This window comes from Parabacteroides caecihominis (assembly GCF_023656785.1).
Classification (GTDB): domain Bacteria; phylum Bacteroidota; class Bacteroidia; order Bacteroidales; family Tannerellaceae; genus Parabacteroides; species Parabacteroides segnis.
Map to the genome: position 1 here is coordinate 67,731 of NZ_JAMOKS010000008.1, position 26,174 is coordinate 93,904.

At 42.2% G+C, this 26,174-nt stretch carries 26 protein-coding genes; all 26 read right to left on the minus strand.

The window, feature by feature from the left end:
- Positions 1-13: 13 nt before the first annotated feature.
- Positions 14-877 carry a glycosyltransferase family 25 protein gene (locus NBH14_RS08200; protein WP_186960721.1) on the minus strand — a complete coding sequence of 288 codons (864 nt, stop codon included), beginning with the start codon at positions 875-877 and terminating at the stop codon, positions 14-16.
- Positions 874-3,216, minus strand: coding sequence for a GumC family protein (locus tag NBH14_RS08205; protein WP_186960722.1), 2,343 nt, complete (start codon positions 3,214-3,216; stop codon positions 874-876). The genes NBH14_RS08200 and NBH14_RS08205 overlap by 4 nt, the downstream gene beginning before the upstream one ends.
- Positions 3,217-3,222: 6 nt before the next feature.
- Entirely contained in the window at positions 3,223-4,008 is a 786-nt protein-coding gene (locus NBH14_RS08210; RefSeq protein WP_186960723.1) for a polysaccharide biosynthesis/export family protein, read from the minus strand.
- On the minus strand, positions 4,005-4,301 hold the full coding sequence (locus NBH14_RS08215) for an HU family DNA-binding protein (protein ID WP_186960724.1): 297 nt from the start codon (positions 4,299-4,301) through the stop codon (positions 4,005-4,007). Before NBH14_RS08215 ends, NBH14_RS08210 begins: the two co-directional genes overlap by 4 nt.
- An 18-nt stretch (positions 4,302-4,319) precedes the next feature.
- Positions 4,320-5,360, minus strand: a complete 1,041-nt coding sequence (locus NBH14_RS08220) for a glycosyltransferase family 2 protein (protein WP_186960725.1) — start codon at positions 5,358-5,360, stop codon at positions 4,320-4,322.
- A gap of 14 nt (positions 5,361-5,374) precedes the next feature.
- Positions 5,375-6,247: a sulfotransferase domain-containing protein gene (locus tag NBH14_RS08225; protein ID WP_186960726.1), complete on the minus strand. Its 873-nt coding sequence runs from the start codon at positions 6,245-6,247 to the stop codon at positions 5,375-5,377.
- Positions 6,248-6,249: 2 nt separating this feature from the next.
- Positions 6,250-6,816: a glycosyltransferase gene (locus tag NBH14_RS08230; RefSeq protein ID WP_250817297.1), complete on the minus strand. Its 567-nt coding sequence runs from the start codon at positions 6,814-6,816 to the stop codon at positions 6,250-6,252.
- A gap of 10 nt (positions 6,817-6,826) precedes the next feature.
- Complete coding sequence (locus tag NBH14_RS08235) at positions 6,827-7,684, minus strand: hypothetical protein (RefSeq protein ID WP_250817298.1); 858 nt, start codon at positions 7,682-7,684, stop codon at positions 6,827-6,829.
- Between the two features lie 12 nt (positions 7,685-7,696).
- Positions 7,697-8,677 carry a hypothetical protein gene (locus NBH14_RS08240; protein WP_222622130.1) on the minus strand — a complete coding sequence of 327 codons (981 nt, stop codon included), beginning with the start codon at positions 8,675-8,677 and terminating at the stop codon, positions 7,697-7,699.
- Positions 8,678-8,701: 24 nt separating this feature from the next.
- Positions 8,702-10,153: a hypothetical protein gene (locus tag NBH14_RS08245; RefSeq protein ID WP_250817299.1), complete on the minus strand. Its 1,452-nt coding sequence runs from the start codon at positions 10,151-10,153 to the stop codon at positions 8,702-8,704.
- A 172-nt stretch (positions 10,154-10,325) separates the two neighbouring features.
- Positions 10,326-10,472, minus strand: coding sequence for a hypothetical protein (locus NBH14_RS08250; protein WP_186960735.1), 147 nt, complete (start codon positions 10,470-10,472; stop codon positions 10,326-10,328).
- Positions 10,473-10,479: 7 nt separating this feature from the next.
- On the minus strand, positions 10,480-11,925 hold the full coding sequence (locus tag NBH14_RS08255) for a hypothetical protein (protein ID WP_186960736.1): 1,446 nt from the start codon (positions 11,923-11,925) through the stop codon (positions 10,480-10,482).
- Positions 11,926-12,068: 143 nt separating this feature from the next.
- Entirely contained in the window at positions 12,069-13,043 is a 975-nt protein-coding gene (locus tag NBH14_RS08260; RefSeq protein WP_186960737.1) for a glycosyltransferase family 10 domain-containing protein, read from the minus strand.
- A gap of 25 nt (positions 13,044-13,068) precedes the next feature.
- Positions 13,069-14,079, minus strand: a complete 1,011-nt coding sequence (locus NBH14_RS08265) for a glycosyltransferase family 10 domain-containing protein (protein WP_186960738.1) — start codon at positions 14,077-14,079, stop codon at positions 13,069-13,071.
- The gene (locus NBH14_RS08270; RefSeq protein WP_186960739.1) at positions 14,060-15,073 is read right to left on the minus strand and encodes a glycosyltransferase family 52; all 1,014 of its coding nucleotides are present in this window, start codon (positions 15,071-15,073) and stop codon (positions 14,060-14,062) included. The genes NBH14_RS08265 and NBH14_RS08270 overlap by 20 nt, the downstream gene beginning before the upstream one ends.
- 16 nt (positions 15,074-15,089) lie before the next feature.
- Positions 15,090-16,304: a DNA primase gene (locus NBH14_RS08275; protein WP_186960740.1), complete on the minus strand. Its 1,215-nt coding sequence runs from the start codon at positions 16,302-16,304 to the stop codon at positions 15,090-15,092.
- Entirely contained in the window at positions 16,301-17,692 is a 1,392-nt protein-coding gene (locus NBH14_RS08280; RefSeq protein WP_186960741.1) for a replicative DNA helicase, read from the minus strand. Before NBH14_RS08280 ends, NBH14_RS08275 begins: the two co-directional genes overlap by 4 nt.
- Positions 17,692-18,186: a hypothetical protein gene (locus NBH14_RS08285; RefSeq protein WP_186960742.1), complete on the minus strand. Its 495-nt coding sequence runs from the start codon at positions 18,184-18,186 to the stop codon at positions 17,692-17,694. The genes NBH14_RS08280 and NBH14_RS08285 overlap by 1 nt, the downstream gene beginning before the upstream one ends.
- A 318-nt stretch (positions 18,187-18,504) precedes the next feature.
- The gene (locus NBH14_RS08290) at positions 18,505-18,909 is read right to left on the minus strand and encodes a hypothetical protein (RefSeq protein ID WP_186960743.1); all 405 of its coding nucleotides are present in this window, start codon (positions 18,907-18,909) and stop codon (positions 18,505-18,507) included.
- A gap of 215 nt (positions 18,910-19,124) precedes the next feature.
- Positions 19,125-19,766 (minus strand): acyltransferase, encoded by a 642-nt coding sequence (locus NBH14_RS08295; RefSeq protein WP_222622131.1) that lies wholly within the window; start codon positions 19,764-19,766, stop codon positions 19,125-19,127.
- The gene (locus tag NBH14_RS08300; protein WP_186960744.1) at positions 19,753-20,916 is read right to left on the minus strand and encodes an OmpA family protein; all 1,164 of its coding nucleotides are present in this window, start codon (positions 20,914-20,916) and stop codon (positions 19,753-19,755) included. The genes NBH14_RS08295 and NBH14_RS08300 overlap by 14 nt, the downstream gene beginning before the upstream one ends.
- Positions 20,917-20,955: 39 nt before the next feature.
- Positions 20,956-22,020 carry a glycosyltransferase family 52 gene (locus NBH14_RS08305; protein WP_186960745.1) on the minus strand — a complete coding sequence of 355 codons (1,065 nt, stop codon included), beginning with the start codon at positions 22,018-22,020 and terminating at the stop codon, positions 20,956-20,958.
- A 367-nt stretch (positions 22,021-22,387) separates the two neighbouring features.
- Positions 22,388-23,374: a glycosyltransferase family 52 gene (locus NBH14_RS08310; protein WP_186960746.1), complete on the minus strand. Its 987-nt coding sequence runs from the start codon at positions 23,372-23,374 to the stop codon at positions 22,388-22,390.
- Positions 23,371-24,051, minus strand: a complete 681-nt coding sequence (locus NBH14_RS08315) for an acylneuraminate cytidylyltransferase family protein (RefSeq protein WP_186960747.1) — start codon at positions 24,049-24,051, stop codon at positions 23,371-23,373. Before NBH14_RS08315 ends, NBH14_RS08310 begins: the two co-directional genes overlap by 4 nt.
- Positions 24,052-24,063: 12 nt before the next feature.
- Entirely contained in the window at positions 24,064-25,149 is a 1,086-nt protein-coding gene (locus NBH14_RS08320; RefSeq protein ID WP_186960748.1) for a hypothetical protein, read from the minus strand.
- The gene (locus NBH14_RS08325; RefSeq protein WP_186960749.1) at positions 25,142-26,173 is read right to left on the minus strand and encodes a hypothetical protein; all 1,032 of its coding nucleotides are present in this window, start codon (positions 26,171-26,173) and stop codon (positions 25,142-25,144) included. The genes NBH14_RS08320 and NBH14_RS08325 overlap by 8 nt, the downstream gene beginning before the upstream one ends.
- Between the last annotated feature and the right edge of the window lies 1 nt (position 26,174).

Below are 26,174 nucleotides of genomic sequence, written 5' to 3' on the forward strand. Positions count from 1 at the left end.
AAAAGTTATATTTTCAGACATACTGCCCGTTCTCTACTTCCCTCTTAGCTAAAATTCCCAACCGGAACAATACCCCCCGGTATTTCCCTTTCAAATACTCTTTGGTAGTTGGTTGTCCCCTCTCTACCTCCTGTTTAGCTAAAAGTCCCAGCCAAAACTTTAAAACCCTGTATTTGCCCTTCAGGTATTCCCAGAAAGTCGGCTTTCTCCGCCAAATTATAGAACTTCTGTCTTCTTCTATTATTTCACTGCTTATCAATCGCATAGTCGAAGTATCCAATGCAAGGGACGGATATATTCCTTGCACAAGTATTCCATGCTTCGCCATATATTCGAAATCATCGGCAACAAGAAAAGGCCTTTCAATCGACAACAGTCTCCGGGCAGCCTGTTTATTGACAAGGTATGCACAGGTTCCATAAGCACTCCATAGCCGGTACAGGGTATATGTACCTATCCTGGAGGAATTCTTCGGATAATAAATCATATGACGGGTAAATGTAATTATACATTCCTCTTCTAAAGGAAGTAATCCGATGACTCTTTTAAAAACATATTCCACATCTTCGGGACTCAAAAAACAGACATCGTCTTCGAGTATCAAAGCGTATTCGTTTTCCGAACAAAGCAACCTGCGATAACACTCCTTATGGCTCAGTGTACAACCGATTTCTCCGGGTAACGGCTCACGATGGTATCTGGAACAAAATTTTTTCCGGTTAAATAACCGGGCTGTCTCTTCCTCTGTCAGTTTCTTCCCGTTAACAGCTTCCACCCATTCTATATCCATAAAAGGATACCGTGAAATCTCCTCCATAGCCCGTTCCCGGCGTTCAGTCGAATCTTTTAAATTGATCAAATAAGTCTTGACTTTCATTTCTTTTTCCCGTTATTATTTCCGTACCCGTAACCATATCCATATCCGTAACCGTACCCATAATAACCATATCCGGCCTGTTGGTAACAGGCATCATTCAAGACTACAGCCATATGCGGCAATTTACCGGTAACATACAATTTTTCAATTTCCGGCAACAGCCGTCGATCCATACGTCCTTCCCTGACTATATAAATACACAAGTCCGCCGCACGGCTGATCACCTGGGCATCCGCAACCATTCTGTACGGAACGGTATCCATCAGAATATAATCATACTTGCCTCTCAGCTCCGCCATCAAATCATCCAGCCGGCTGCTCAGTAAGAGTTCTGCCGGATTCGGAGGTATAGGTCCGGATGCTATTACATCAAGTCCTTCATAATGGCTGCTTTTCATAATAATATCCTCCGTTTTCTGCACATTCCCCGATAAATAATTAGTCAGGCCGGGGTGAACTTTTCTGTCCTCACCTTTCTCCGAGCCTTTGCGAATATCCATTTCCACCAGGATGATCCGTTTGCCGGTCAATGCTAATGCCACAGCCAGATTGGAAGCAACAAAAGTTTTTCCCGACTCGGGATTAAAGGAAGTAAACATGATAGATTTCGTTTCCGATTTCTCCTGCAACATAAAATCCAGATTGGAACGGATGATACGGAACGACTCGGATATAGGATCACGATCCTGTTCACGAACCACAACAAAAGGCGCTTTTTTCGATTTGCGGGGAATTTCTCCCAAAAACGGGATTGTCAGGTTATCTTCTATATCCTTACGTCCCCGTATGGTGACATCCAGCAATGGCTGTATATAGAAAACCATACCCGGAACCAGTATGCCGGCAATCAAAGCCCCCAGTAATATCACCAGCGTTTTCGACCCGGCTTTGCCTGCATCGTAAGCACTGTCCACAATACGAAGATTGCTGTCGGCAGTTGCCAGTGTCAGGGCATTCTCTTCCCGCTTATTCAATAAATAAATAAACAGTTCTTCTTTGATCTTCTGCTGCCGTTCTACCGATAAAAGATATTTCTCCCGTGTCGGAATCGTACCGATCCGGTTCATTTCCAGCATTTGCGAGTGACGGGCATAGGCCTGCTTCATCTCTATCGTCTCCTTCATATTCCTCAAGCTCTGGCTGATCGTCGTGCGCAAAGAAGCCAGTTCCATACTCCGTTCCTTAACAGCCGGACTGTTTTCACCTGCATTCACTTTCAGCTTATCCCGGTCCAGTAGAGTATTGTTATACTTGCCGATCAGCTCTTCTATATTGGCACTTAATATGCCGCTGTTCACCGGTAGCAAATGTTCGTTTTTCAACGGATCATGTAAAAACATCTGTACCAGTCCGATCAGTTCCACCTGATTAGTCAATTCCGTAACATCCTGGTCATACCGGTTCTTATTTTCAAGATATAGCTTAGCTTCTATACCAAAATCGGCCGATTTGCTCTGCTTCCGGTAATCTTCGATATGGTTCTCGACGTCACCGAGTTCTTCATTGATCAACTTCAACCGTTCGTCAATAAAAAATGCCGTATTCCGGATAACCAGATTCTTATCCTGCATCGACTCATCCACATACACCTGTATTAAGGTATTCAGTATATCGTCTCCCCTTTTTTGATTAGTGTCCTGATAGGTCAATGTCAGTAAATTGGCATCTTTTACCGACCGTCCCACTTCAAGGTCTGCCAATCGCGAAGTAATAAGCGATTCTCTTTCTGCACAAGTAACCTGAACAGGAATATTCAGGCTGCTCTCATCGAAAAAAGAAGTCCGGCTCACAACCATGCGTCCGACCGGACTATCCAGCAGCTTGTCGAATGTATATTCCATGACACCGTCCGGATCGTCTTCCAATCCTTTTATCCGGAAGCGACTGTCCGACAAGGGGACCACAGAGAAAAGAGTCGGTTTGACAAAGGAAGAATCAGGGAAACTGATTTTCACAGGCGAATCGGCATACAGGTCTCTGTCCTTCAACCCATCATCCATAGAATAGTTGATATCCAATCCCAACCGGCTGATCACCTCTCCCATCATCAAACGCGATTTGAAGATCAGTATCTCTCCGTCCACATTATTATTACTGTCGTCAAACATCTGTTTTTCGTTGAAAGCCTCCTCTGTTTTGACTTTGTTTTTCAACTGGACGACAGCCTCCCGTTTATAGACAACAGGGACGGTCCGTACATAAACATAAGCGAGTCCCAGGCATAAAAAAACAGACAAAGCGAACCAGTGCCACCTGGCAATCAACACCTCCAGAACGACCCGGATATTAAACTCGCTTTTCATAGACCAGTGTTCTATATAAGGCTTTTCCTCATTCATACGTTTTCATTTAAAAATAAGTACACTTGCTGTCATAAGGAACGAGATCATAGATATCCATGTTCCGATATTGGTAAACTGGTTCTGCGCACTCGCCTCCGCCTTTATCCGGTTGGGTTCTACATAGATCATATCATTCTGCTGCAGGAAAAAATCAGGCGAATTGAATATATCTCTTGAACGAAGGTCATGATACAGGATCGTACGTTCCCCGTCCGTCTCCCGTATCACGGCAACCCGGTTACGGCTCCCATAAATTGTCAGGTCCCCGGCAAGACTCAATGCCTCAAATAAGGTCACACGCTCAGATGATATATTATACGACCCGGGGCGGACAACTTCACCCAATACCAGAATACGAAAATTCTGGAAACGGACCGTCACGATCGGATCTTTTATATAATCACCTTTTATCAGCTTATCCTGTATCAGTTGTGTCAGTTCCCGCCGGGTCAGGCCGGTCACTTTTATCTTTCCCAGCAAAGGGAAATTGATCGTGCCGTCTATTTCCACCAGATATCCCCGGGTATTACTTCCCGAACCTCCATTGTAATTATTACCTCCTGTATTCCACGACAGAAGTGTAAAAGGTTGTAATAACTCAGGATCTGCACAACTGACAGCGATATCCAGAATATCATTTTTCACGATCTTCATTTCAAACGTGTCGACGACAGCCATCTTGTCAAACAACCCGCCTCCCTGTAAATAAGCGACATCCTTTACCGAACCGCAGGCCGATAGCAAACAAACGAGCAATAGGCTGCTCAATAAATAACCGGTTATTTTCATACACCCCTTCCTTCCTCTTCATCATTCAACTTTTCCAGAAGTCCTTTCCCCGGTTTAAACTTAACGCTTAATCGTTCCTGTATCGGGCATATTACACCGGTACGCGGATTCCGTCCGGTACGCGGATTCTGTTTCCAGGGTTCAAAATGTCCGAAGTTCTGAATGGTTACCGATTCCTCTTCAGCAATAGATTCTCCCACTACTGCACAAAAGGTATCTACAAATTTCAATGATTCGGTAACAGTGGCCGACATACGACCTGCTATTGCTTTAGCCAGTTCACATTTGTTCATACGTAATACTTGTTTTTATTAATAGGTTGTTTTATTTCTCAGGAAAAGAAAGAGGTATTTTATCTCATAAAATAGAAAAAGCAAAACAGGCATTCTAAAATATACAGCCATCGATTTATACCCCAAAATATCCGGTCTGAACATACTCTTTTTGAATTTGTCACGGTCGGCACGGATTACCAACCATTTCATCCGTTCGTATCGTTTCCTCCACGGTACCTGTTCATGTACGCAAAGGACACCTGATATTGTCCGGAAAAAGAGAAGTACATAATAATCGACTATGTGAGCTTTATAAGCCGGATCATCCAAGCTTTTTGCTTTTGAAAAATCGAAAACACAATCACATAGCCTTTGATTCACATCCGTAAGAAAAAAATCATAGATCGAATTCTCCGTTAAGGATACCTTTTGTTTAATGACATGATATAAACTGAGCGGTACACCTTTCAATTGGCTTATATGCAGATAATAAGTACAATTGAAAATCAGATCTTCCCCCCAACGGATATCCGGCGGAAAAGAAATATGGTGCTTCTCTATAATATTTCTATTGTATAATTTACAGACCGGCCCCGTCAATACACCACCAAACAAATGTTCGATCAGCAGGCCGGGCAGATGATGATCGGAACGATCCAACCGATACGACCGATCACTTTTTACAGGCGCTTCCCTAACAAACGTTCCAAAGGAATCCTTCACCTCCTGACCGCAAAACGGCATCGTATTCTCATCTGCAGAATCATATAACAATTGCAAATAATCCCCTTCCACCCAGTCATCGCTGTCGATAAAAGCGATATATCCACCTTGTGCCAGTTCCAATCCCCTGTTACGGGCTACCGATGCTCCGCCGTTCGGTTGGCTATATACCCGGAAGCGGGAATCCGCTGCTGCATAACGGCGGCACACAGATAATGTCTGATCTGTCGAACCATCGTCTACCAGAATACATTCCCAATCCGTAAAACTCTGGGACCGTACAGAATCCAGGCAACGGGTCAAACAATAATCCCTGTTGTATACAGGAATTATCACTGAAATTAAAATATCCATCTTTATTAATTTGTTTACCAATTCATCCTTCTTCCGATCAGTTCAAAGAATTTCTCATTCCACGGATCAAAAAATTTTTTTAAAGCATGTTTACACTCAGCAGGTACCTGCTGAGTGTAAACTCCAACATTGGAGTTTACCAGGTCTTCATCCTTCCAGTCGATATGAGGAATATTCAAAAACGTTTCTATTTCATACAAGGTTTCCTTCTTATGCTCACGCAACTCCCGGTCCTCCAGAACCAGGATCTGTTTCGGAGCAAAAAAAGTATAAAATCTCTTCAAATGCACATAATATATTCCCTGGCGGATAAAATCCGGATAATAAAACGCAGACGATAAAAAAGAACCGGCCTGTTCTATCTGGCTAAACTCTTTTTCAACAAACCAGGAAAAAGGATACTGCTCCGGATCCTGCAAATACTCATAATAGGCACATTCCACGTCTTCTCTCGGACTTTCACCTTTCTTTACTATTTCACAAACCATATTATATTCCGAGATAGCCCGGCTTACAGGTTCGCGCACCAACATGATCAACTTTGCTTTCGGATTATGACGGTAAAGGCGCTCTGCTACATGCTCCAGAAAGGCATAGTCGGGAGTTGCCTCAAACAATAGTGCTTTCCTGTTTTTCTTCAATAACCTGCGACTCCGGAAAAAAGATAACATATCCCACTTGTTAAAATCCGGCTTGTATTTTGAAGTAAATAATAACGGTTCCTTTTCCATGGTCCCCAGACATAACGGATGCATATCCAGGTAATGAAATAAAGATGTCGTCCCGCACTTTTGAAAACCGACAATAAAAAAATCCAATTTATTACCATGTTGCCTGTATAAAGAACAGCATAGATATTTCGCATAAGACTTTAAACTTTTCTCCATGATCATTCCTGATTTAACTCTGATATAAAACCAGGAGTATTTATTTTTCCTGTTATCCAATCATACATCTGCACCAACTGCAATGAAACGGCATCCATTGTATACTTTCGAAGTATCAGTTGTCTCCCCCGTTTTCCCATTTCATGTAAAAGATCCTTATCCAGTTCCAACGCCTCCCGGACAGCTTCTGTCAGCGTATCCGTATCATTACCTACCCACCAGCCGCAACGTTCCGTTTCCAACTCCTGCCACGGAGAGCCCGTCGTTGCGATAACAGGCACCTCCTGGAGTAACGCTTCCGCTACAATCATCCCGAAATTCTCAAAATCGCTGGGCACGACCAGGCAACTCAGGGATGCCAGCAATCGGTTCTTTTCCACTCCGGATACCCACCCTGAAAAACGGACAGACGATAACTCCAGGCGTTCCGCCTCCTGTTGAAGAAAAGAGACATAGTCAGGCTCTCCGTCACCCATAATCAGCAATTCACCCGGTTCCCGCAGACGGCTCCATACTTCCAGCAGACGTTCCACCCTTTTACGGGGATGCAGGCGTCCCAGATATCCCACCTTCCCGGGTTTATCCGGACAAAAAGTTTTTCAGATCAACAGGCCTGGCAAAAGGAGTATAATAACTTTTGTCCGATATGGCAAATACCACTAAATCGCCATTCCCATTAAAAGACAACATATATTCATGACACTCAGCATAAGCCGGGATCTTCCATTCTTCCTTTTCCTTATATAGATTTATACCAGACAAAGCAACCGGTTGCTTTGTCTGGCTTATCTGTACGTACAGATAAGTTTCATATTTTTCCATGACTATATTCCCGAAAGGCAGGAAATCCAACGTCTTGAAAAAGAATCGGGGACAACGTCTGCTCAGAGACAAAAATAAACGATAGTATCCAAAAGCCAGGCAAGCAGATATCGTCTTTCTTTTGACTGGTAAACTGCGATAAGCATCACAAAGGCGGATCATCCGTTCCGGGAAATAGATCTGGTCCGCATCTATTTTCATCGCATAGCGATAAGTTGCCTTCGATAAAGTATAATTATAATAATTGCTCAATAAATGAATCGAGTCTTCCGGTAAACTGCAGGCATAGCCATACTCCTCTTCCGATAAATCATGTGAAAATACCGGAGGCGCATAAAAAAAGACCTTGATCTTATCCGGATACTGACGCCTTTTCTGTTCAATGATCCAGGGAGTCTCATCCGAACAGGATTGATAGCAAATGATCAGTTCGTCCAGGGCATCGATACAGGTATCTATACTTTGCGCTACCCAACGGGCCTCATTCTTTACACGCATCAAACCGCTTACTCCCACCGGACGTTCCTTGGCAAAACCGGCAATATCAACCATATATTCAGATGGATCATATTCACCTTTCCGACAAAACGAACATGTACAAACTGTTGTCTTCATATAAATAAAAGATTATAAAATTAATATGGAATCCAGATCATGCCCCAGCCGGCGGCTAAGCCAGTCACCCCCTTTACTGTTCAGATGTATATCATCTTTAAATAACGCAGGATCCGATGATTCCGGCACCTGTGAATAATCCAGAAACGGAATATCCCAGACTTTAGCCAGACTGTCGATCGCAGCATAAGTTATTATATAAGGATCATAAAACTTTCTGAACGGCGCATATACCGGACTATAATAAAATATCACCTGAATTTTCTCCCGGCGACACATTCGGAGAAAATCTTCGGTAGCATCAAAATTACCTGTCTTAAAATCGTGTCCTAACCTCCACTCCTGTTTTGGCAACCGGTCATCCACCCGGATATATCCTCTTTTATAAGATAAAATGAAAGGGATACCATAATCCGATTCTGAAATGCCGGTATATTCACCAAAACCTTTTATCAGTAAATCACTTCGTCCCACATATTTCCAGCAAGGAATATATTTATCAAAAAAAGAAAAGCCGGCTTTTTCTATGATCTGTTTCCAATCCGGGTCATTACACCAGGGTAAATATTGTGATTTTCTTCCCGATAAATCATCCTCGTCACTTAATGTACCCCAGTCCACGTTCCACACAATAGTACGAGGTTTCTGATTTCTTTTTATATAAAGCTGCCAGATATGGAATTGTAAAGGCAGTATCCCTGCATGCAACCCTAAATTATAAGAATGTACCGGCAATATACTATCCAGAATATCCGGATTAATATGACAGGAAGCACGCGAATTTCCCATTATCAGCAAATCAGCATCTACATTCCTATCTTCATCCAGACGGCTCCACAGCTTATAATCTATGAGTTTTGTTCTTTTCAACCCCGAATCAGCGATATAGCCGGCCAATTCAGCAACCCCCAATAAGAGTAACAAAAAAACACAAACCTTGACCAGTAAATATTTTATCGGGTTATGCATAACTACCTTATATTTTTTAATCATTCCAAACATAAATAAAACCGGCTGCTACAGATTCCATTCTGCATCTCCGGACACCGTACTAATTTTTTCCATAAATGTAGAAGCCGGCAACATTTCACCATTCACTAAATTTCCATCTGTATAATCTTTCCAGGCATAGCGTACATATCTGGGTTCCATAAGTATTCCGGAATAGTCTATGATTATCTCATCTGCAACTATTTTAGCATCCACCGGAATAAACAAAGAGTCGACACCTGCAATCTCAAAACTTCTCAATGACTCTCCGTCTGATGTGCACAAACCTTTTGACCATTTGAATTTTATTCGAATAAGATTACCAAGAAGCCTGGCTTCTTGGTAATCAGGTCCGGACCTGATTATATCTTTATCATAGACATCATGTAAAGCCAAACGGGCAAAACGTTCGCCAACCTCTTTACGGCGAACCGGATGTAAGAGATAATCTTTTTCTTTTTCACATGTATCATGATAAACAACCATTCCTGTTCTTTCCAAAACCTGCTCCATCTGACGCAACAAGTCACGTAAACAGGGTAAAATGGGAAATCCCGGTTCTCTGAATAGTTGCAGATAAAATACAGGTAATTGCTCTCCCCAGTTATTTCTTAAAGACCGGACAAACAATGTAAAAAGAGGTTTCAGGTAAAATTCCATCTCGTTCCCCCATGGAAATCCCCCAAAAAGAACACCTTTCACCGGAAATTTGTCCAATGGTCTTATCTGGCTTTCAAAACAAAATGCCGGGTTATAATAATGTTTTTGATAAGGGTCTTTGCTTTTCTTTATATGCACTGGTATCTCATTTCTTGAAAAACCAAACTGAGACTTCCTCCCTTTAAACAAAAGTTCAGGAACCTCTTCTGCCAAAAGTTCCCTCTCAACCCATGCTTCGATCGGCGTACCGCTTATTGCCATGCAAACCATACCTACCGGAACATCAAGCGTACAGGATAGTTTTTTACTAAAATAATAGGCATATGCCGGCAGGTTGCGCAATTTGTCTTTTTCAACAGTCTGCCAGGGTGAAAAATTCAATATCGTATATTTGTTGATATACCTGCAAAACAGAGAAGACCATACATCCTTCCCACCTTTAACCACTTCCTTCCTGATAAAAAAGCGTATGGCTCCCGTAGCTTCTTTTTCATAATTTTCAAATTCTTCCGCATATGTCACTGCTTCATTCAACCTCATCAGCATGACGGAGGCCCCTGCAACCAACCAAACTTCTCCAATCATTACATTTCTGAACACCAACAGGCGCCGTCCGTTCCGTACCCGTAGATCATATGTTCGGTATCCGGCTCCGAAAGGAGGAAGTACCACACACCAACGGCCATCCGAACCGGTAAATGTATCTCTTTCCACCTCCCCCAATGTAACGACAATACGATCTCCCGGACAAGCATTCCCTCTTATTTTCAACCGAACATCACTTTGCAGGATCATATTATCCGCATATATGTCGGCCATATGAAGAGAACTGTCTCTTCTGAAATGTCTCCAATTATATTTCAAAACAGCTTTCCATACGACATAATAATTCCATTTATAGTAATCAATATGCTTTTTCAGAAATTTGTAAACAGGAATCAACAAAATAGATTTCACCCTATTACAAAAGATGTTCACTATCATAACTACTTTATATTCTTTCATCAAAATTACCTGTCTTAAAATCGTGTCTTAACCTCCACTCCTGTTTTGGCAACCGGTCATCCACCCGGATATATCCTCTTTTATAAGATAAAATCACTTCGCCCCACATATTTCCAGCAAGGAATATTGTCATATATTTCTTAGTTATTCAATCTCTCCACAAATGTAGAAGCCGGTAGTCCTGCACCGTTTACCAGGTTAGCCTCTGTAAAATCTTTCCATGCATGACGAACATAGACTGGTAGCGGAAGGGATTCAGGACAGGATATTATCACCGTATCATTTTCTATCCAGGCATTCACCGGGATGAAGCATTCATCTTCGCCTGACACTTCGAACTCGCGCAAAGTCTGACCGTCAGAGGTATGAAGACCTTCAGACCATTCGAACTTTATACGTATAAAGTTATCACGAAGCACAGCTTCGTGATAGAGCGGCCCTTCGGGAACAATCTCTTTTTTTCCATACTGGTAGTATAAAGCCAGACGGGCAAAACGTTCACCCACCGTCTTTCGTTCCAGAGGATGCATGTAATCTTCTCCTTCCGCCGTCCGTATATGCGTATCGTAACCTACGAGCATTTTACACATATCCGACCCTTTCAATGAGACACGTAACTGATCCCGGTAGAACGGTAATAACGGAGCATTGTTCCACCGTCCGGGTTGTAGAAAATAAATGGGAAATTTTTCTCTCCACAGACGATACCAACTATCCGGCAACAAAGGGAATAACAAAGGGAAAAACGGAAGAAATTCCTTTGTCGACCAAAAAATCCCATAAATAGCTCCTCTGACAGGAAAAGCATCCAACGAACGGATCTGTGATTCAAAAGCGAATCCGGGATCCAAAAAATAATTCTGCTTTTTATGATCTGTATTCCCCAAATTACGGTCCCTTCTCCCCCTAGCACCCGTATCCAGCGTAAAACGATTTGAAGTTCCGGACAAAATATCCGGAGCCTTTTCCATCAATAATTCACGTTCGATATATCCTTCCATCGGGCAACCCGGCAAAGCCGTACACAACACCCCTACAGGTACTCTCAACTCTGATGCCAGCATTTTAGCAAAATAATAAGCGTAAGCAGGTATTTCACCCAAATTTGCCGGATTCGCCTTCTTCCACTTATCATAAAAAGGTATTTCAAAACGTCCCATCAACTTACACAGTGCCCGGGGGAACGACCTGTCAGGCCATCCTTTGGGAAGCCGCTTCTTACAATATCGCACTATAAAACGACTCTCATCTTTCTGACTTCCCCACCATTCCTGTTCCTCTTCCCATGAATTACAGCCGGTCAGCCCCATCATCATCAAAGAGAGCCCGGAAACAAGCCATACCTCGCCGACATATACATCTTTAAAGACCAATTTATGGCGACCTCCTTTTACGACAAACAGATATGGACCTCCGGCCGGAATTGCCGGAAATATGCAGCACCAATTACCGTCGCTTCCGGTAATCGTCCGTGCAGTATGATTCGCAAAAAACAAAACGATATGCATACCTGCCGATGCATGTCCGCGTATTTTCAATACCTTATCCCGCTGCATGACCATATGATCCGAATAGATACCCGCCATCCATATTCCTCTTTTACGCAGAGATAAGTAATTTCTATATATATCTTTATAAAATACCAGGTCCCGCTTTATACCTCGTAACCTGCCATATCCCCAGGATTTCAAAAAAATCAAAGATTCCATCCCTTTTCTATCTAATGAGATCACCGTAACCTTTTTATAACTCTACGCAATAAATTCATATACTTCTCTTTCAACAGCCGTTCCGGAGAAAGAGAATACCTTTTCATGGTCAAATAATACAATTCTGCATTTCCGTATCTTGTTCGTCTACGGGCTTTTTCCAGAGGCTGTTCAAAGATATTCCGGAAGAAAGCCAACATCCGTTCGACTCTTGCCGCATAAAATTCTTCGAAACTATTTCCATACAGCCAAAAAGGAGCGGTCATCTTTTCCAGGTAGGCGTCATCATCATTATCCAGGCGGATAACCTCTTCTACCGCTTCTTCCACAGAGGAATAGTCCATAATATTGACAAACGAATTTGGATTATAATCCAAACTGATATGGGGGTTCCCCCAGTAAATTGGCAACGATTGACTCATGAACGGATCACATATTTTTTCTGTCGTATATCCGGTAAAACTCGAATTTTCTATCGCCAGCGTAAATTTATACTCTTTCAGGAAAGCCCGTTTATTAACGACCCTTTTACCCATATTATTCAAAAAACCACCACCGGCATCTATCCGTTTATAGTTGGACAAAGCCTTAAAAAAACGTTCACGCATCGGATCTGCACATGTATTATTGGTATAAACAAAATTACAGAATTTACGATGCAGCAGTTGTTCTGTATCCAGTTCCGGAATATACCGGTTATTTATTTCCGCCAGGTAGATAAACTCACGTAAAGTCCGGTCTCCACTCTGCAGGTCGAATGAACCCACTGCATAGTCACACAAATTCAAATCCGGGATCACATTCTCGGCACTCCAGAAAATTTTTATGCAGTCATTATAGTCCAAATGATTATTTCCATTACAACTATAAAACAGGTAGTCCGGATTTTTTTCATCAAGCAGAAACTCATATTCCGAAAAGAGAAACCTGAAGGTATATTCATAATTAAAACCGTTCCAAAAATCAGTAAAATAACAACGAATCTTTTTTTTCATATCTTTCTATCTATGATCGCAAAACCTATTTTTTAATTTTCAATCGAAAAAGAATAACTTTTTTACAAACCATCCTCACGCAAGATTTATAGTTCTTCTTTATAAGCCTGGCAAAAGTCGGCTCGATATTCTTTTCCTGCATATCCCTGGTGTAAACACCCATCCATCCGTCACTTGTCCGGCGGAATGCGTTTTCTTTGGGTTGTTCAAATATATGCCGGTAAAAGGCCAGAAGACGTTCCGTCTCGCTTTGCTGAAACGATTCAAAACTATCGCCATTCCAGAAAGGGGTATTCATTTTCTCCAGATAGGCCGCATCATCGTTATCCAGGCGGATCACTTCTTCGATCGCTTCCTCCACAGAAGAATAGTCCATAATATTGACAAACGAGTTCGGATTATAATCCGAACTGATATTGGGAGCCCCCCAATATATCGGCAATGACATTGCCAGGAAAGGATGTAATATTTTTTCCGTAATATAACCGGGGAAAGAAGAATTCTCCATGGCAATCGTAAATTTATACTGCCGCTGGAAATCCATCAGGTCATCATTTGTCGGCAGACTGACCGGACCTTCCATATTATTCATCAGGGAACTGGCAGAATCCACCTTCTTATATTTGGACAACTCCTGAAAGAAACGGACACGTATCGGATCTGCATTCGAATTTCTGTAAACAAAATTACAAAAGCGGCGGTTTAGCAGCGTGTCAGCATCAAGATGCCTCTTAAGCTGTTCATATTCATAAAAGTTGGGAATGCGTATCCGAAACGTACGGTCGGCATAATCGATAGTCGATAAACTCAACGCATAATCACACAAATTAAAATCAGGCAAAATATTCTCACCACATAAAAAGATCTTTATACAGTTATTATACTGCAAATGTTTGTTCCCGAAACAAGAATAAAAAAGATAATCGGGATTTTTCTCATCGATCACCAGATCATATTCAGATAACAAAGGAGCTATCCAGCCTATCTCCAAAGGATTTTCCCACAAATCGACAAAGTTACAACGGATTGTTTTCATATCTTTTCACTTTTTGTGATATCAATTCCATAATTTCCTGCGCATCCTTATGATCCCGGAGCCGTTCAAACGCCTCTTTTCCCAGTTCCACCTTTTCTACCGATTCACCGAACTGGTGACTAGCCGTCGAATTAAACGATATAGCGGTTTTTACCTTCAGTCCGGTCAAAACCAACAACTCCATCGGGCAAAAGCCACCTATGATCATCGCATCGGGAAAGCAGACCGAATAGTCCGTTCTCTCGCGGGGATGGGACTTTATGATCAGTTTCTTTTCCTCGTAACCGATGGCCAGTGCTTTATAAATGCTTATCTTTTCAGATTCTGTGATAAGCCCGTCTTCAGAGAAAGGTTGTGTCATCAAAATAACCTCTCTCCCGGAAGATAACAGGACATCGGTGCCGCCGGGTAAAAACAAGCCGGTTATTTCCTGTTTCTCTTCTGCACTCTTTTGCTCCCATAACCGGCGGATATCGATCACTTCCGCACGTCCGGCCAGTGCTTCCGGTATAGGACATATGCCGGTCAGATAGATCTTTCCGATTTTTTCAGAATAACCGTAATCCGGATACATCGGCCCGAACAACAGATTCTTACACGCATTGCTACGCGGAATTATCCGAAGATCCGGATCATAGATGTAGTTGATCAATCCGTCCTCTATTCCGGTCACCCTTTCGAAGAAATGGAGAAAATAATGGTTACTCACCAGATAAAAAGGAGTCTTTTTATATAGAAAAGCCAGAAGACGGATTAAGAATATATCATGCAGCATATTCACAGCTTTGCGTAATCCACTGGTCCGGTCATTCGCCAGCATTACATAGTTTATTCTTTTTTTCAGATGCTGCGGTACTTGCGGAATAGCCGTAAATAAAAACAATGTTTCCTCCGTTTTGCAGGGTTTGACCAGCAAATAAAGAAATAAAGTATAGGCTCCGCTTAAGTAGAAGAGCGCCTTATAACGTTTGTTGAATACTCGTAGGATTTTCATTCAGTTAATTTCAATCTCAGCTCTTAATCAAATTATTGCGTACTACCGGAGAATGCCCCAGTATCTGGGTTACTTTTGCCAGACGTTTATGCAAAGTGATCATACGGGCAAATAAATCGTTGCGTTCGGTTATTGTCAATGCAATTTTTAAATCCGACAACAATTGCTCTATCTGTCTGAGCAAATCCTTTTCATAAGCTTCCAGACGACCGAAACGGGTTTCCGATTTTATATAACCGGTAAAATTCTCATACGTCATCCTCCGTAACAAAGAATCCGGGTCTTGCTCCGGTTCCAGGAGGATCTGTCCGACATGAAAACCTTTTCCGACCAGTAACCGGGCCGATTTAACGCCGTTCACCCGGCCAGCCGCATCACCGTCGAGCATAACGACAGCATGCCGGGTATGTCTGCCCAGTAATACTGCATGCTCCTCCGTCAGGGTTGTTCCGCACAAAGCGACTGTGTGGCAGAATCCGGCGGCATGCATGGCAAGTACATCTTTATAGCCTTCGGTGATATATACGAAACCATGCTCACGGATCGCCTCCTGTGCCTGGTATAGCCCATACAACAGTTTCCCTTTATGGTAAATGATGCTATCCGGTGAATTGATATATTTACGGATATCCGTATCCTTCGTTTCTCCCCGGTAACGACCGGCAAAAGCAACCAGTTCGCCCTGCTCATTCCGGATCGGGAAAATAAGACGGTCGCACATATCAGCATAAGAAACAGGTAAAGCGACAGGAGCTATCCCGACTTCAAACTTCTTATATGTTTCACGAAGAATTTCTTCTTCCGGAATATAGGCTTCCAATAAATCCAGAATCATCCGGTGGCTGCGAAGTAAATAATCAATATGTATCGGACTAATGACAGTTTCCGCTTGTGGCGCGGCCTGATGCCATTTTTTCTTTGGCTGATAAGCAATAGGGATATCATTTGTCTCCGACAACCCATACCAACCCGCCAGTATTTTTAATGCACCGCGAAAGTCACACCCCTCCATTTCCTGTACGAATTTAAAGAGATCTCCCCCTTCGCCACAGGCAAAACATTTATAGTACTGTTCTTTCGTATTCACATAGAACGACGGATGATGGTCGGCATGGAACGGACAAAGGCCGACCCACGTTTTTCCCGAATTACTCTGCCGCCTCAGAGGAAGGTAGCGTTCCACTACCTCCTCCAAACGGACTCTTTGCTTTATCTGATCTTTCAGGTTCATAGCACTCTAGGATCATAATCCGTCAGGCAAGTCATCGACGGATTATAACGGAATTTGGCAACGCCTGTAGCTCCGTTACGGTTCTTGGCTACCAATAAAAGGCCCACTCCGCGAAGGTCTTCCTTTGTTTTCGGGTCATAGAAGATATTATACTTCTCTGCACGGTACACAAAAGCTACCACATCGGCAATCTGTTCGATCGCTCCCGAATTGCGGAGATCGCTCAATATAGGGAAATGGGGAGCCGGACGGCGGTCGCTCTCCCGGTTCATCTGCGCCAGCAATACGATTGGGATTTGCATTTCTTCGGCCATTAATTTGATCTTACGGGCAATATTACCCAAAGCCAGGTCGGTCGTTTCCTGCAAGTCATTTTTGGAGACCACTACATTGATCAGATTCAGATAATCAATGAAAAGCAACGCCAACTTCCCTTGTTTATACAACGCCTGCGCTTTTGCACGGATATCCTCGATCGTGTCGGAACCGCAATACTCAATCGTAATAGGCAGGCTTTCGAGTTCTTTTTGTGCCGCTTCCAGGCGGTCGCGTTCCCCCCGGGTAGTTCCTTTGAAGCGAATACGGTCGGCCTCGATGCCGCTGATCATCGACAATAAACGTATCACATTATCCTCCTTACTCATCTCCACACTGAAAAAGGCAACGGCTTTTCCCTGGCGGGCGGCATTCAAAGCCATCCACAAAGCAACCGCCGACTTTCCCATGGAAGGACGCCCCGGTATCACAACCAATTCACCGGGATACAATCCGCCTGTTAACGTATCGAACTCACGCAAACCGGTACGGATACGCGTACTCTTACCCGATTCGCGTTCCGTCTGCTCCTGATAAGACCGTTCCAGTACTCTGGCGGCCACCTTACCTGCCTCTTCCATCGACGACGAACGGGTCAGTTCGCCACGCAAAGTCCCTGCCAGCTGCTCCACTCCGGATAGCAACGCCAACACATCCGCTGCCGGCTGCTCCGCCTGTACTTCCGTCTCTTTCAACCCGCTCACCAACCGGCGCAACGTATAGCAGCGTACCAATTCATCCGCATGGATACGGATATGCTTGTCATTACGCACATCGAGCAACATACCGGAAATGAATAAAAGCCCGTCCAGCTTGTCATACATTCCGGAATCGAGGCGCCGCATCTCATTTTCTACCGTCAGCATATCCACCACCTTACCGGATTCTACCAGCGACAGGATCGCTTCATATACAAAACGGATACCACTATGGCTGAACATTTCTGCCCGCAAACGGTCACACACATCGAAGATGGCGTCCGGACTACTGAGTAGTCCGGCTATTACCGCCTGTTCCATCGGAAGATTCACATTCGGTAGGACCTCCCGCTTTACTTTCGGATTCTCATTCATCAGTTCACTCCTCCTTCCTGTGTGTTGGTCGGTTGATAGAAACACATTGCCTGGCTAAAGAAATCACCCTCCGGTTCATTGCCGGAAGATTGTGAAGGAGACGAAGGCTGATTAGTCTCATTGGAAACCTGTACGATCTGCTCATAGTTGGTCAGGGAGATCAGTTTATAATTCAGCAGGTCTCTCACCTGTAAAAAATGTCCTGCTTCCAATCGTCCCAGGCATTTCTTTACCGATTTGCGGCACAACCCCGTAAGATCTGCTATTTCCGAAAAGGAAGTGATCCATTCACCTGCATGGCAGGTGTACGTAAATTCATTCAGACAAACCATCCCGTCACGGAAGTACGCAAAGGTTTGTACGCAAAGTAACACCTGAGACAGGTGACGCTGTTCTTTGTCACTGCCGAAAAAAGCTTTCAGCACATTTCTGCCCACTTTCAGATAACCGCTTTTACGATAACCCGGAGTCATGTTTTCATTACATTTCGTCATGATTTTCTCGTTTTTTATTAATATTTGAAATGTCACAGGCAAAGTCACAGCAGAGTCACATCTGAAAGTTGTTGATATTCACCCAATACAGACCTATTACGATCAGTAAGGATTGCAGTCCCGGTTGCAGCTCTCTTTAATATAGAATGAATATTATATTATTATTAATACAAAAAGGGACCGATTAAAAAAAATTGAAGGATTCGCTTATCCGTTTACCTGATACAGGCAAATATAATGTCAACATCTATAAAGGCGGAGTACAATCTTTTCGGAAGTTTTCCCAAAAGGCAGGCTCATTCCCAGCCTGTTAATAATTTATTCTTCTATTTTCCCTGTACTTTTTAAATCATTAAAATAACTTAAAAGAAATTCGTATTGAGGAAGAATATCGTAAAACAACCGTCTGTCCGTAGACCGGCTTTTCTCCAGATCGAATGACAAGTAAAGTGTATCGACCAATCCTCGCAAAGAACAACCGAATATTCCGATTTTAAACAAGGCAGACATGACGGATAAAAAAAAGAACGGCTTAGTTACATGCCTGCGGGGCACCTGAAATTCCGCTTCTTCATATCCGTAATAAGAAAGGATTGTTTTACGGTAATACCTAAAAAATTGTTCGGCAAAAACTTTCCATGATTTCTTGTTCACCACCCCTGATTCACGCAGAAAAACAGCACATTCCATGACTATCTTATCAGGATCAGCCAGTCGTTTCATATTCTCTGAAAATATAGAAAATGTAAGATGTTCTCCTCCGGCCATTGTATAAAAAATTTTTATTGATCTTCTGTATCATAACTTATTTTTTATTTAAATGCCGGGAATGGTCCGCCTTCCTCAAAAAAGTTATATCTTTTGAATATAAAAGTCCCTTACTTTGAACTCAAAAGTCCTGTCTTAACATTTCAAAACACCCTTATTTTATATCGCTTTTACCGATAATCCCATTTGACATTCTCCCGGATCACTTTAGCCGGATTTCCTCCCGCCAGACATCGGGGAGGAATATTTTTAACCACTACCGAACCGGCTGCAATAACAGAGCCTTCATCGATTGTTACCCCTTTCAGAATAGTCACATTCAGTCCTATCCAAACATTTTCTTTTATAATTATCGGTGCCGTACGTTTACTTTCCTTGCCCGGATATTCTAATGTATGCGCATCATAATCCCGTATAACCGTATTCGAACCGATAATCGTCCCGTCACCTATCTCTATACGCATTCCACAATATAATGTGCAGAAAGAATTAAATTTCACATTTCCCAAAATCAGTTCTCCTCCAATCCTGAATATCCCTCCGGTGGCAATCAGGACCTGGTCTCCCGTCAGTTCTATACGACTACCGGGAAAAGTGACAAAGACTGTTTTATATAAAATATGCCTGTAGTTTTCCCAAGGATGGCCAATATGTAGAGATTGCGGTTTCGGGATATCTATTTTACATGCCGGATGTATGGTTACCGATGCTTTTTTATAAACAACTATTTTTCTTTTATAGTGAAGAGAATCCAGGATATTGATATCCTGGATTCTTACGATTAATCGTAAGAGACTTTTAATTTTCTCCATATACTATTTTTAAATTCTCACGTGCTAGACGGGGATTCTGAGACATATACTTTCTAAAATAGGCAATGGCCGATTCTTTATCGCCGTCCATCAGCGACAGGACTCCTAAATTATTATATGAGCGCAGGTCACCGTTCACCTGTTGAAGAAAATAACGGGCCGATTCCTTATCTCCCAAAGCCAGAGCTGCAGCTGCTGCATTCAGTTGGGCTACGGTACACGACGGATACGTATAGGCTGCGATTTCGTAAACCTCACGATATTGTTCCGTTCCGGGACGGTAGAAGGAAGCGACACGAAGCAGTTCGGGCAGGGATAACTTTTCCGGCTGGGCATATACCTGCTCTATCAGGCGGGAATTATCGGCAGCCGCAACCGGCAATTCCATTTCCACTGTCAGTTCCATCCGGCGCAAGCGGGAAAAGAAACTCTTTTCAATATCCTTATACACGGTGCCCTTATCCATAGCCTTGATCTGTTTACGGCGGCTGTCAGGATCGTCGGTCAGTTGGAATATGGCCAATACCTGGCTGGCGTATTTCTTATCCGATGCAACGAGCAGACGCTTCAGGCCCTCCCAGTCTTCTCCCGCCCAATCGACGGAAACCTGACAGGTGGCAGGTAGCTTGAATTGCTTCTGCAAATAATTTTTAAACTGGATGGCACGGTTTCCTGCCAGGCGGTCGTTCTCCTTTGTGTTACCGTCCGGAGAGGCATACCCCATGATACGTATATTCCTGACATTTCCGTCCGCCGACTGCATCAGACTTCCCAGACGTTCACCCAGCTTTGTCAGGACGGCGCTGTTATTGCCGTATTTAGGATTGACCTGAATACCATTGGCCGGAAAATCGACATAAGCCGTCAGCTTTTCTTCCGACACGACCGGAGCCGTTTCCTCTTCCGGCGTAATATAAGTGATCATCCGTTTATAAACAGACAGGGCATCTATCTGCAATTGGGGCACTACAATATTCCTCGACAATTGTTCAGACTGTATCTCTGTCTCTTCGTCCTGTCCGGGTCCGGATTGTGTGGTACGTGCAATTGCATATACATCATTACCGGTCGTTTGTTTTTGAGTGTTACAAGACGGTAGGAGAACCAGTAAACCTACACCGGCAATCCCTTGAATTAATCCTTTCTTCATGATTTTATTTTTGTTTTTAATGAATCGCATAATAGCATATCAATGCCCTTTATCATATTTTTCAACCAACGAATCATCCTGCCATTGGACCTGTCCGTTATAATCTTTCCTTCGTCTTTCCGTTTCATTTTTTATTTTAGGAGTGATCTCCGTTCCCAGTAAAACCCTCTCGACACTATCATCGAACGTATGGATGGATGAAGAACTGACTGTTATCGCTTTTTTTATTTTCAATCCTACCAGGAGGAACAATTCCATTGGAGTCGGTGTATCGATGACTAACGTTTCCGGAAAGAAATGACGATAATCCGTACGTTCACGCGGATGTGTTTTTATGATCACTTGCTTTTCATCATATCCTTCCAGTATCGTCTTATATAATTCTATCTTATCCGCCTCCGTGAAGTTTTTCTCCGGATAGGTATAACAATCTTCATTCCAAGGCTGGGTCAGCAATAGTATTTCACGGCCGGATGCCAGCACCGATTCCCAATCGGCAGGCAGGTAGGCGGAACAGATTTCCCGGCGTTGTACTTCGGTTTTATTTTCCCACAACTCCTTTAAGGATACCAGCCGTACTTTAGGCGCCACAACCGCCGGAACAGGTAAAAAGCCTGTAAGATAGATTGTCCGGACCTTTTTATCCATCCCCAAAGGCGGAAACGACGGATTTATGAAACGTTGGCGGAACTTCTGTTTCGGCAACGCGGCAAGAGGTCCCGGATCTCTCAATAAATAATTACCAAGTCCATCTTCCAGAAAGATCACATGACTGAAAAACAATTGAAAAAGCCGGGCATGACGTTCTCCGCCATTCACATAAACAGGTATATTCTTATACCGCCGGGACAAACACCAGATAATAGAAGAAATCAGATAAGCATGTAAACGGGAAAGTTTATAGTTCTTTATCACCTCTTTTATCTCCCAATAATCCGGACAGATATTTCTTCCGAAAGGAGCAAACAGTTCCCTGAAAATAAAAAGTGTTTCTTCCTTTTTATACAACTCCATCATTTCGTATAAAAACAATGAATAAACAGATGTAGGATAGACTATCGCTTTATATTTCTGCCGGGGAAAAAATAATTGATACAGATTCATAAGATATATGTATGTAAGTAACCGTTTTGAATTTGTTATTTGATTCATTTATTATCAGATGTGAACTACTTGTATCTCTTTAATGGGGCAAAGCCCCATGCCGCAGGCTCTCTTTTGCCGTCAGTTTCAACTGACGGATAGATAAACCTTCCGGTTTTACCGGATTCCTCTGTGGGTTTCAACCCCTTTATCTGGTATCATATTATGAAAGGGGATAAATCCCACAGAAGAAGAGGCTTTGCCTCCTGTATTTAGAACCGTTGGTTGAAACCAACGGCAAAAGAGAGCCTGCGGCACAAGGCGAGCCTCGTTTTAAAAGACACCATAAATAGTTCAAATCTTTCTAAATTGGAACCAAACAATAAATTCAAAGTAGTGTCTTTAGTTTTATAGTATAAATTCCTCTCCTTTTGGTCTCTGCGGCCAAGGCAGGGGTAACATCATGCCCGCTAATGGTTTTCCCTATCGAATTATCCAGATTAAAGATGGCTGTTGAACTTACGGATATCGCATTTTTAACGTTGAACCCTAAAAACAATAACAGTTCGAAAGGACAGCAAATATCCAGTACAAAAATGTTCGGAAAGTAATGCCGGTAATCTGTCGTTTCCACCGGGTGAGGTTTTATAATTACTTTCGATTTATCGATCCCTTTTAATAATTTACGATACACTTCGATTTTCTCTTCTTCTGAAAAATGTCCGTCAGATTGTTCACTGAAAGGTTGAGTCAATAAAAGCACTTCATACTCATTCATCCGTCTGCAATCAAAATCCGGAGGTATAAACAACCGTTTTATTTCCTGTTGTTGTACAGGAGTCTTTTTCTGCCATAGCTGTTTCAGGTTTATAATCTCAACTTTACCGGCTATGATAGCCGGTAAAGGTAATATACCGGTAAGGTATATTTTTCGGACATTATCGGCAAGTCCCATCTTGGGATGTATATCTCCGGAAACAAATCTTCTCAATGCTGATTTTCGTTTATGAAAGACTTGCTTTGCCCCGTTATTCACCAACACATAAGAACCGACTCCGTCTTCCATATAAAAGATATTCTTAAAACGGGATAAAAACAGATCGGAATAGACAAGATCGCCTCCCAGAAAAACAGGAATATTCCGATAAATGAGAGCATAGTAATGGATTTTCAGGAGCGAAAACAAATGCTTTTTTACAGGTGCGTTACATACATAAACAGTGTTTTTCATACGGGATGAAACTTTTGCGGGAAACTTGCTATGAATAAAAAACAACGTATCATTTTTTTCCGAAGATTCCAACAGCAGATATTGGAACACACCATACAGGTTAGGCAAGTAAACGATCGCCTTATACCGTTTGAATAGTTTCATAATCTACGACATTTATATTTTTCAAAATAGTATTCCACCTGTTCGAAATCTTCCCGGGTATCGATATCCAACGATCCGAACGGGTGGTCTACAATCAGTGAATACAAAGAATCGCCCCGTATACGTCCATTCAGGATCAGATCCCGGTGGCTGATATAGAGCAAACCGTTTTCGAAATAGAGAGTATCCATATCTTGACTGCGCTGGCCGAATACAAAATTCCAAGGAATAAACAGACCCTCGAGCAAATGTCCCAGTTTCCGTAATAACGGGCTGACCGTAAACAGGCTGTCATACTTTTCGGAACCGATAATTTGCAGAGCTTCTTCCATCATGCCGTCCGGACGAAGAGGGTTGGTTGCCTGTATGTGGATCATATAATCGAACTCCTTCCCCGCTGAAAGGAGTTCGATTGCAGCATGCTGCAATACAGGATCACTCGGACACAGATCTCCCGATAGTTCTGCCGGGCGTACTATTACATAGGCTCCATACTCGCGGGCTACTGCGGCTATTTCTTCGCTGTCTGTCGAAACATAGACATCCACATCCGGTAGTACCCGCCGGGAATACAAGATAGAGTGAGCCAGCAAAGGCTTTCCGCACAAAGGAAACAAATTCTTACCCGGGAAACGCTTGGACCCCCCGCGTGCCGGAATCAATACTACATATTTCATAAATAAAAAAGATTAGGATTTTCTTTTGCGCATATTACGAACAGTCTCTTTCAACAACTGCTCCGGGCCGGGTATATTTCTCTCGTATACTCCAAAAAACAACCACATTTGTTTTCGGAAGTAAGACAAATCAGAAATTATATTCCACTTGAACTTCAAAGTCAAAGTTATCCATTCTTTCGTTTTTTGAGACGAGCTCACCTTCATGCATTGCAAATGATACCAAAACCAACCTCCCGGCAAAATTCGTTTATTGTATCTCATTATCTCAATCGGATTCTTATATCCGGTGAAAGTTGTATAAAAAGTATCTTCCGTTATACAAAAAATCAGATGGTCAGCCTCTCCATTAAATAATAAATGATCCAATCTGCAGATTTTTAAATTCCCCTGCTCATACCCTATATTAATACCGGACATAGATACGGCATACTTATTATTTATAACCTCTTTTATTACATATTTCTCATATTTCCGGATAATCAGATGACGGATATACGGTATTTTTGAGAACAAATCAAAAGAATGCAAAACGGGATATTTTATCATTAATCGTATATAGAAATCTTTATAGTATTTCGCAAAATAATCCCCAGAGGAAATAGTGACTTTATTTTTCTCCCGATAAGCATCGCAGTATCGCTTCAGTTTATCCGTAAAATAAATCTGATCGCTGTCTATTTTCATCACATACCGGTAAGTACTCTTCGACAAGGTGTAATTGTAATAATTACAGAGTTTATGTATGGAAGAATCAGGCAAAGAAAAGACATTTTTCTTTGCCTCTTCTGTCAATCCATGACAGAAGACCGGAGGGGCATAATAATAAACTCTGATCTTATCGGGATATTTCTGCTGCTTTTCGAGGATTATCTCCGGTGCATTATCCGTACAATCCTGATAGCAGATAATCAACTCATCCAGGGCATCAATACAGGATTCCATACAATCCGACAAGAATTCGGCATCATTCTTCACACGCAACAATCCCGATACGCCAACAGGGCGTTCTTTTTTCAGAAAGGACATATCCACATAATAGTCTTCACTATTATACTTACCTTCCCGGCAAAAAGGACAAGTACATCTATTATCCATTTATTTTTTCTTTTATTTCTGACAACAGATCTTCCGGATCAGGCAAGCATTCTTTTTCATAAGAAAAAAATACCGGATAAAATAAATACAGGCTTTTGTCTAATGTTTGATTTTTCAATATTGAAAAATCAAACAATGTACATTGTTCCGGATATTTAAGGCCCTTCAAATGATACCAGAAGACTCCGCCATTGATATGTTCTTCGCAATCCATTAGTTCAATAGGATTGCCATTGCTGTCACTTGCTGTATAATAATATGTTTTTTCGGATATTTCAAAGATAAGATGATCTCCACCTCCATTAAAAATACTCTTTTTTCTATCATTCTCCTGTAAAAAACACACTTTCCATCCGTTAATATCAAGACCTAAATTAATTCCTTCCAGCGTGAGAGGCATATGTTCCTTCATTATTCTTTGGAATAAACAGGTTTCATACATTCTTATTACTATTTGAGGTTTCCATAGAAAATAAGGAGAAGTCACTTTTATGAAAAAAGATAACAATCTTGAAAGGATTAATTTAGCTCGGGATATTTCTTTCATTCCTCTATAAGCATCACAATACCGTTTCAGTTTATCCGTAAAATAAATCTGATCACTATCTATCTTCATCGCATACCGGTAAGTGGCTTTCGACAAGGTATAATTGTAATAATTACAAAGTTTATGTATGGAAGAATCAGGCAAAGAAAAGACATATTTCTTTTCTTCTTCCGTCAATCCGTGACATAACACCGGAGGGGCATAATAATAAACCTTTATTTTATCCGGATACTTCTGCTGTTTTTCCCGGATTATCTCCGGTGCATTATCCGTACAATCCTGATAGCAGATAATCAACTCATCCAGGGCATCGATACAGGATTCTATACAATCCGACAAGAATTCGGCATCATTCTTCACACGCAACAATCCCGATACGCCAACAGGGCGTTCTTTTTTCAGAAAGGACATATCCACACAATAGTCTTCACTATTATACTTACCTTCCCGGCACAGGTTACAAGTACATTTTGCCATA

Excerpts from the sequence above, each read along its gene's own strand:
- NBH14_RS08200 (WP_186960721.1), bottom strand. The coding sequence starts at position 877 with ATGAAAGTCAAGACTTATTTGATCAATTTAAAAGATTCGACTGAACGC.
- NBH14_RS08205 (WP_186960722.1), bottom strand. The coding sequence starts at position 3,216 with ATGAATGAGGAAAAGCCTTATATAGAACACTGGTCTATGAAAAGCGAG.
- NBH14_RS08210 (WP_186960723.1), bottom strand. The coding sequence starts at position 4,008 with ATGAAAATAACCGGTTATTTATTGAGCAGCCTATTGCTCGTTTGTTTG.
- NBH14_RS08215 (WP_186960724.1), bottom strand. The coding sequence starts at position 4,301 with ATGAACAAATGTGAACTGGCTAAAGCAATAGCAGGTCGTATGTCGGCC.
- NBH14_RS08220 (WP_186960725.1), bottom strand. The coding sequence starts at position 5,360 with ATGGATATTTTAATTTCAGTGATAATTCCTGTATACAACAGGGATTAT.
- NBH14_RS08225 (WP_186960726.1), bottom strand. The coding sequence starts at position 6,247 with ATGGAGAAAAGTTTAAAGTCTTATGCGAAATATCTATGCTGTTCTTTA.
- NBH14_RS08235 (WP_250817298.1), bottom strand. The coding sequence starts at position 7,684 with ATGAAGACAACAGTTTGTACATGTTCGTTTTGTCGGAAAGGTGAATAT.
- NBH14_RS08240 (WP_222622130.1), bottom strand. The coding sequence starts at position 8,677 with ATGATTAAAAAATATAAGGTAGTTATGCATAACCCGATAAAATATTTA.
- NBH14_RS08245 (WP_250817299.1), bottom strand. The coding sequence starts at position 10,153 with ATGGCCGACATATATGCGGATAATATGATCCTGCAAAGTGATGTTCGG.
- NBH14_RS08250 (WP_186960735.1), bottom strand. The coding sequence starts at position 10,472 with ATGACAATATTCCTTGCTGGAAATATGTGGGGCGAAGTGATTTTATCT.
- NBH14_RS08255 (WP_186960736.1), bottom strand. The coding sequence starts at position 11,925 with ATGGCGGGTATCTATTCGGATCATATGGTCATGCAGCGGGATAAGGTA.
- NBH14_RS08260 (WP_186960737.1), bottom strand. The coding sequence starts at position 13,043 with ATGAAAAAAAAGATTCGTTGTTATTTTACTGATTTTTGGAACGGTTTT.
- NBH14_RS08265 (WP_186960738.1), bottom strand. The coding sequence starts at position 14,079 with ATGAAAACAATCCGTTGTAACTTTGTCGATTTGTGGGAAAATCCTTTG.
- NBH14_RS08270 (WP_186960739.1), bottom strand. The coding sequence starts at position 15,073 with ATGAAAATCCTACGAGTATTCAACAAACGTTATAAGGCGCTCTTCTAC.
- NBH14_RS08275 (WP_186960740.1), bottom strand. The coding sequence starts at position 16,304 with ATGAACCTGAAAGATCAGATAAAGCAAAGAGTCCGTTTGGAGGAGGTA.
- NBH14_RS08280 (WP_186960741.1), bottom strand. The coding sequence starts at position 17,692 with ATGAATGAGAATCCGAAAGTAAAGCGGGAGGTCCTACCGAATGTGAAT.
- NBH14_RS08285 (WP_186960742.1), bottom strand. The coding sequence starts at position 18,186 with ATGACGAAATGTAATGAAAACATGACTCCGGGTTATCGTAAAAGCGGT.
- NBH14_RS08290 (WP_186960743.1), bottom strand. The coding sequence starts at position 18,909 with ATGAAACGACTGGCTGATCCTGATAAGATAGTCATGGAATGTGCTGTT.
- NBH14_RS08295 (WP_222622131.1), bottom strand. The coding sequence starts at position 19,766 with ATGGAGAAAATTAAAAGTCTCTTACGATTAATCGTAAGAATCCAGGAT.
- NBH14_RS08300 (WP_186960744.1), bottom strand. The coding sequence starts at position 20,916 with ATGAAGAAAGGATTAATTCAAGGGATTGCCGGTGTAGGTTTACTGGTT.
- NBH14_RS08305 (WP_186960745.1), bottom strand. The coding sequence starts at position 22,020 with ATGAATCTGTATCAATTATTTTTTCCCCGGCAGAAATATAAAGCGATA.
- NBH14_RS08310 (WP_186960746.1), bottom strand. The coding sequence starts at position 23,374 with ATGAAACTATTCAAACGGTATAAGGCGATCGTTTACTTGCCTAACCTG.
- NBH14_RS08315 (WP_186960747.1), bottom strand. The coding sequence starts at position 24,051 with ATGAAATATGTAGTATTGATTCCGGCACGCGGGGGGTCCAAGCGTTTC.
- NBH14_RS08320 (WP_186960748.1), bottom strand. The coding sequence starts at position 25,149 with ATGGATAATAGATGTACTTGTCCTTTTTGCCGGGAAGGTAAGTATAAT.
- NBH14_RS08325 (WP_186960749.1), bottom strand. The coding sequence starts at position 26,173 with ATGGCAAAATGTACTTGTAACCTGTGCCGGGAAGGTAAGTATAATAGT.